This window comes from Enterobacter cloacae complex sp. 2024EL-00227 (assembly GCF_043945315.1).
Classification (GTDB): Bacteria; Pseudomonadota; Gammaproteobacteria; order Enterobacterales; family Enterobacteriaceae; genus Enterobacter; species Enterobacter roggenkampii.
The window spans coordinates 1-5,457 of the sequence record NZ_JBIMQP010000044.1 but is presented as its reverse complement, the minus strand read 5'-3'; the positions used below and the strand labels follow the sequence as shown (position 1 = coordinate 5,457).

Annotated in this window: 8 protein-coding genes; 2 read left to right on the top strand and 6 right to left on the bottom strand. The window is 51.8% G+C overall.

Translation table 11 applies throughout. The features are described from left to right. Positions 1-352: 352 nt before the first annotated feature. Positions 353-907 (top strand): gamma carbonic anhydrase family protein, encoded by a 555-nt coding sequence (locus ACHH0Z_RS25285; protein WP_045409679.1) that lies wholly within the window; start codon positions 353-355, stop codon positions 905-907. Here the strand turns inward: ACHH0Z_RS25285 and ACHH0Z_RS25280 are convergent. Genes ACHH0Z_RS25280 through dprA form a run of 6 tightly spaced genes read right to left on the bottom strand, consistent with a single transcriptional unit; the run spans position 883 to position 4,666 of the window. Continuing rightward, on the bottom strand, positions 883-1,131 hold the full coding sequence (locus ACHH0Z_RS25280; protein WP_008503473.1) for a DUF1488 domain-containing protein: 249 nt from the start codon (positions 1,129-1,131) through the stop codon (positions 883-885). The two genes, ACHH0Z_RS25285 and ACHH0Z_RS25280, sit on opposite strands and share 25 nt — an antisense overlap. Further along, positions 1,128-1,946, bottom strand: coding sequence for a shikimate dehydrogenase (gene aroE / locus ACHH0Z_RS25275; RefSeq protein WP_045409682.1), 819 nt, complete (start codon positions 1,944-1,946; stop codon positions 1,128-1,130). The genes ACHH0Z_RS25280 and aroE overlap by 4 nt, the downstream gene beginning before the upstream one ends. Positions 1,947-1,950: 4 nt before the next feature. Beyond that, a complete protein-coding gene (tsaC, locus tag ACHH0Z_RS25270; protein WP_008503475.1) occupies positions 1,951-2,523 on the bottom strand; it encodes an L-threonylcarbamoyladenylate synthase type 1 TsaC in 573 nt (190 codons plus the stop codon). After that, on the bottom strand, positions 2,516-3,070 hold the full coding sequence (locus tag ACHH0Z_RS25265; RefSeq protein ID WP_008503476.1) for a type I DNA topoisomerase: 555 nt from the start codon (positions 3,068-3,070) through the stop codon (positions 2,516-2,518). Before ACHH0Z_RS25265 ends, tsaC begins: the two co-directional genes overlap by 8 nt. Before the next feature lie 26 nt (positions 3,071-3,096). Further along, positions 3,097-3,570: a DUF494 family protein Smg gene (smg, locus tag ACHH0Z_RS25260; RefSeq protein WP_008503477.1), complete on the bottom strand. Its 474-nt coding sequence runs from the start codon at positions 3,568-3,570 to the stop codon at positions 3,097-3,099. After that, positions 3,542-4,666, bottom strand: a complete 1,125-nt coding sequence (gene dprA / locus ACHH0Z_RS25255; RefSeq protein ID WP_045409684.1) for a DNA-protecting protein DprA — start codon at positions 4,664-4,666, stop codon at positions 3,542-3,544. Before dprA ends, smg begins: the two co-directional genes overlap by 29 nt. A gap of 127 nt (positions 4,667-4,793) precedes the next feature. Between dprA and def the strand changes: the two genes are divergently transcribed. Continuing rightward, entirely contained in the window at positions 4,794-5,303 is a 510-nt protein-coding gene (def, locus tag ACHH0Z_RS25250; protein ID WP_008503479.1) for a peptide deformylase, read from the top strand. The last annotated feature ends 154 nt before the right edge of the window (positions 5,304-5,457 follow it).

The window sequence follows — 5,457 nt, the reverse complement described above, 5'->3', positions numbered from 1 at the left end:
TTGTCTGATAAATTGTTAAAGAGCAGTGCAACGCGGCTTTCGCTCACCGTTGCGAGGTGGCGTATATTACGCTTTCCTCTTTCAGAGTCAACCCGTTATTTCAGGATTTTTTCTCTTCAACCGACCGCGTTGTCTGTGAAGTGATTCACATCCGCCGTGTCGATGGAGGCGCATTATAGGGATCCCAATTTTTAGCACAAGTATTTTTTAGATCTTTTTTTCCGACTGCTGATTTTCCGCGCTTTTCGCTGAAATCCCGCCCGATCTGCTTAAATATTGACGTATTTTGCCTTGCCTCGATCGACGAATACGATCAAAGTCTTCTGTATAGCGCTCATTCCCAGAGGTAGTTATGTCTGCAGTATTACGTCCTTATAAAGATCTGTTCCCCAAACAAGGCGATCGCGTGATGATCGACGCCAGTAGTGTGGTCATTGGTGATGTCCGATTGGCCGATGACGTTAGTATCTGGCCACTCGTTGCCATCAGGGGAGACGTTAACTATGTGTCTATTGGCGCGCGAACCAATATTCAGGACGGTAGCGTTCTGCACGTCACGCACAACTCGTCCTATAACCCGGAAGGCAATCCCCTCATTATTGGAGAAGATGTTACCGTCGGCCATAAAGTCATGCTTCACGGCTGCACTGTCGGAAATCGCGTACTTGTTGGCATGGGGTCGATTTTACTGGATGGCGTCATAGTAGAAGATGACGTGATGATTGGCGCCGGTAGCCTGGTCCCGCAGAACAAACGGCTGGAGAGCGGCTATCTCTATCTGGGAAGCCCGGTAAAACAGATCCGCCCCCTGAAGGAGGCGGAGATCGAAGGATTAAAATACTCGGCAAACAACTACGTAAAATGGAAGAATGATTATTTGGATCAGGATAGCCAAACCCAGCCCTGATCGTCTTCCTGCTGTTCGCGGATTAAATCGCTGGCTTCCTCTTCGAGATCCCAGCGGTTTTCACAAAATACGGCTATCGGGTCTGTGCCGCCAAAACGATGCAATAGCGTTTCTCCGTGGATGGCACAGGTAAGCTGCATACCCTGCACGAGCACCGGAAAACAGACCGCTTGCTTATGCTCATCCCAGCTCTCTCTGTCCGGGAAATGAATAGCCTGATTCACGCCGAAAGCTCCTGCTTTAGCTTTTCAATGACCGGCTCGACTGAAGGCAGCACCCCGTGCCAGAGCAGTACAGCATGCGCAGCCTGCCCCACCAGCATTCCCAGCCCATCGGCTAACTGTTTCGCGCCGTGTTGTTCACACCAGTTCAGGAAAGGCGTCTTACCTTTCTGATAGAACATGTCATAGAAGTACATATGCGCACTGACCAACGAAGCGGGGATCGCCGGGATCTCGCCACTGATGCCGCTGGATGTGGCATTAATGACAAGATCGAACTCATGTTCAGCAAGATCGTCAAGCGCTACCGCGCTCACGCTGCCGGTATGCGCAAACAACGCCGCCAGCGCTTCTGCCCGGGAAAAGGTTCTGTTAGTAATGGTCACTGAACAGTCCAGGGAAAGCAGAGGCAACAGAACGCCCCTCGATGCACCACCCGCGCCAATCAGCAGAACCCGGAATCCGGGTTTGATAAAGGAGAGTCTTTCCAGATCGCTGAGTAAACCAATCCCGTCGGTGTTGTCACCCAGAAGGCGTCCATCATCAAGCCGTTTTAGGGTATTGACTGCACCTGCAAGTGAAGCGCGCTCGGTCAGCTCATCTGCACGTTCGAATGCTTCTTCTTTAAACGGGACCGTCACATTCGCGCCTTTGCCCCCCGCGGCGAAAAAGGCCTCCAGCGTTGGGATAAAGGCATCCACTGGCGCCAGTACGCGCCCATAGGGATGATCTATCTGCAGTTGCTCCGCGAATTGCTGATGAATCCACGGTGACTTGCTGTGTGCAATCGGATTACCAAAAACAGCATAGGTTTCCATGAGATTACCCCTGGCGAAAACGTTCGCCGGTCAAAGCGTCGCGAATCTCAGACGGATTCAGACGCCCTCCCGTTTCACCAACAGCGACAGGGAAGTCATTCCCGAACTGCGCCAGCACTTCTTCAGTTGTCCGACAAGGCGGCTGCCCGGTCAGGTTGGCGCTGGTTGAGACCAGTGGTTTACCAAATGCCAGGCACAGCTCCACCACCAGCGGATGATCAGTGACGCGAACGGCAAGGGAGTCAAAGCGCCCGGTTAACCAGCGCGGCGTTGTAGGCTGAGCCGGGAAGACGAAGGTTACTGGTCCAGGCCATGCGGAGAAGATTGTCTCGCGCTGTGCTGGGGTTAGCATAGAGTCATCAATATAGGGCTTAAGCTGCTCGTAATTCGCAGCGATCAAAATCAGCCCTTTCTCGACGGGTCTTTGTTTCAGAGTAAGCAGACGGCTCACAGCCGTTTCGCTGTCAGGATCGCAACCGACCCCAAAAACAGCTTCAGTTGGATAGGCGATGACTTCTTCATTTTTCAGTACGTCCACTGCATGCGCAATGGAGCCTGATGGCAGGTTATTATTCACTATTTTGATCCGCCGTAACCGGCTTTCCACATTGTTTACTGGCGCAGAAGCGTTTAATGCCTTGCGCGGTTTTCTTCTCTATCAGTAGCGGATAATTGCAATGAGGGCAGATTCCCGCTACCGGCTTAAAATTGATAACGAACTGGCAGTCAGGGTAGCGATCGCACGAATGGAAGGTCTTACCATAACGGGAACGGCGCTGTACCAGCTGACCGCGCTGACACTGAGGACACGCAATCGCCGTTTCATCTGGCTTATCAATTTGTTCCGTATGTTCACATTCCGGGTAGCGGCTACATCCAATAAACATGCCGAAACGCCCCTGGCGTAGCGCGAGTTCGCCACCGCAAAGAGGACAAAGCTGCCCCTCCAGAATTTTAACGATATGTCCATCCGCCTGGCTTTTCAGAGGACGAACATAATCACATTCCGGATAGTGAGAACAACCGAGAAACGGGCCGTGTTTCCCGGACCGAATAACAAGTTCAGCCCCGCACTGCGGGCAGGGCTCGTTTTTATGCACCGTGAATAGTGCTGATTTGGCCATAACAACTCTTGGTGCTGCACATTGAATTAGTGCAGCATACCTTCATTCACTTCAAAGAGTAATTCTTCCATTTGCTGATAGGCATTTTCACAGCCCGGGATATTAAACAGAACCATCAGGATCACCCATTTGAGATCTTCCAGTTCAAATTCTGCGGTATCCAGCGCCATGACGCGCTCTATCACCATTTCTCTCGTTTCGAGGTTTAGCACCTGAATCTGCTCAAGGAATAAAATGAATCCCCGGCAGCTGGCGTCCAGCCGTTCACACTCTTCAGCGGTATAAATGCGTACTGACAATGGGTCAGAAGCAAGCTGCATCGGTTCGGCAAGGCCTTCCTGATAATCAGCCAGTTTTTCCAGCCACATCAACGCATTGTAGATATCTTCCCGCTCAAATCCCGCATCGGTAAGATCCTGTGTCAACTTGTCCTGATCCACTCGCATTTCTGCTTCGTTATGGATGTAAGTCTCAAACAAATACATCAGTACGTCGAACATGGCATGCCCTCCTTAATCGGACATAGCCGCCGGGTACAGCTGCGATCCACCCTGCTAACTCCAGTTCGAGTAGCTGTGCTACCGTTACTGGCACAGGTTGGCCGGCACGTTCAGCGACAACGTCAACAGGTGTTACCTCATCTCCTACGTTAGCCAGGAGCTTGGGAAATGGCAATGCCACCTTTCCCTGATCTGATGAATATTGTCGCTTTTCGGGATCTTCCTGCAGCCATTGCAGCCCATATTGCAAATTTTCAAGAATGTCCGCGACTTCCGTTACCGGTGTTGCCCCCTGCTTAATCAGCCAGTGCGGTCCCTCGCATCCGGGATTACCTATCGGGCCTAGCAAGGCGAAGACTTCTCGCCCCTGTTCGAGCGCGCACCGTGCCGTGACCAGCGAACCGCTCCGCCGCGCGGCTTCAACGACCAGCACGCCTTTGCTAAGGCCGCTGATGATGCGATTACGACGCGGAAAGTTTGCCGGTCGGGGCTGCGCGGAAAGCGGAAACTCAGACACTATCGCGCCGTCAGACTCAATAAGCCGCATCGCCAATGCCTGATGCCGACGTGGATAAATACTAAAAAGACCGTTTCCCAGCACCGCGACACTTCGTCCTTTTACTGACAGCGCCGCGCTGTGGGCAACGCCGTCAATACCACAGGCCAGCCCGCTGGTGATCGTGAAACCACTTTGTGAAAGTTGTTCGCACAGGATTTTCCCCCACCGCTCGCCGTACCATGACGGCGCACGACTGCCTACCACCGCCAGCTGAACGGTATTAAGCGTCTCGGGGTTACCTTTTATGAATAATGCTCCGGGATAATCAGGGATCGTGCGGAGCAAAGGGGGATAAAGGGGATGGTTGGCCGTTAATAAATGATGACCCGGCTGCTCAAGCCATACCAGGCTACGTTCCAGCTCACTCTCATTGAGCGCAACGAACCGTTCAGCCTGCTTTGCTGTCAAACCAGTGTTTCTCAGAACAAGCGTGTCGATGCCTTCCTGCCTCTGCAGTCGTGCAGCCGCTTCCACCATGACATCACCACACAAAGAACCTGTGTGCATGAGCCGTAGCCAAATCTCGGTAGATGTCATCCTTTCCCCTGCCATAAGCGGTCTCCGCAATCATTGCGATTGGTCACTGATGCTGTCAATCGATGGGGGATTTGTCTAGAATAGAGGGAGTATTCTTATCAACTCCTGAACACGACTCTGGAAATTTATGGCAGTTTTGCAAGTATTACATATTCCGGACGAGCGCCTTCGCATCGTCGCTGAACCGGTTAAAGAAGTGAATGCAGAAATCCAGCGTATCGTTGATGATATGTTCGATACCATGTACGCCGAAGAAGGCATTGGCCTGGCGGCAACGCAGGTGGACATTCACAAGCGTATTATCGTGATCGATGTTTCTGAGAATCGCGATGGCCGTCTGGTGCTGATCAACCCAGAGCTGCTTGAAAAGAGTGGCGAAACCGGTATTGAGGAAGGCTGTCTGTCTATTCCAGAACAGCGTGCGTTAGTGCCGCGTGCTGAGAAAGTGAAAATTCGCGCTCTGGATCGTGACGGTAATCCGTTCGAACTGGAGGCAGACGATCTGCTGGCGATTTGTATTCAGCATGAGATGGATCACCTGGTCGGTAAACTGTTTATCGATTATCTCTCGCCGCTGAAACAGCAGCGTATTCGTCAGAAAGTAGAGAAACTGGATCGTTTGCGTTCTCGCGCATAACGTCCCACCGGATACAAGGATCATCGTTAGACTGGCCCCATGAATCTCCAGACAGTTGGTATCACTTAAGTTAGTGATAGTCTTAATACTAGTTTTTAGACTAGTCGTTGGAGTCCGAATGATTGATGTTTTAGGTCCAGAGAAGCGCAGACGG

Coding starts and splice junctions, on each gene's coding strand:
- ACHH0Z_RS25285 (WP_045409679.1), top strand. CDS start 353: ATGTCTGCAGTATTACGTCCTTATAAAGATCTGTTCCCCAAACAAGGC.
- aroE (WP_045409682.1), bottom strand. CDS start 1,946: ATGGAAACCTATGCTGTTTTTGGTAATCCGATTGCACACAGCAAGTCA.
- ACHH0Z_RS25265 (WP_008503476.1), bottom strand. CDS start 3,070: ATGGCCAAATCAGCACTATTCACGGTGCATAAAAACGAGCCCTGCCCG.
- smg (WP_008503477.1), bottom strand. CDS start 3,570: ATGTTCGACGTACTGATGTATTTGTTTGAGACTTACATCCATAACGAA.
- dprA (WP_045409684.1), bottom strand. CDS start 4,666: ATGACATCTACCGAGATTTGGCTACGGCTCATGCACACAGGTTCTTTG.
- def (WP_008503479.1), top strand. CDS start 4,794: ATGGCAGTTTTGCAAGTATTACATATTCCGGACGAGCGCCTTCGCATC.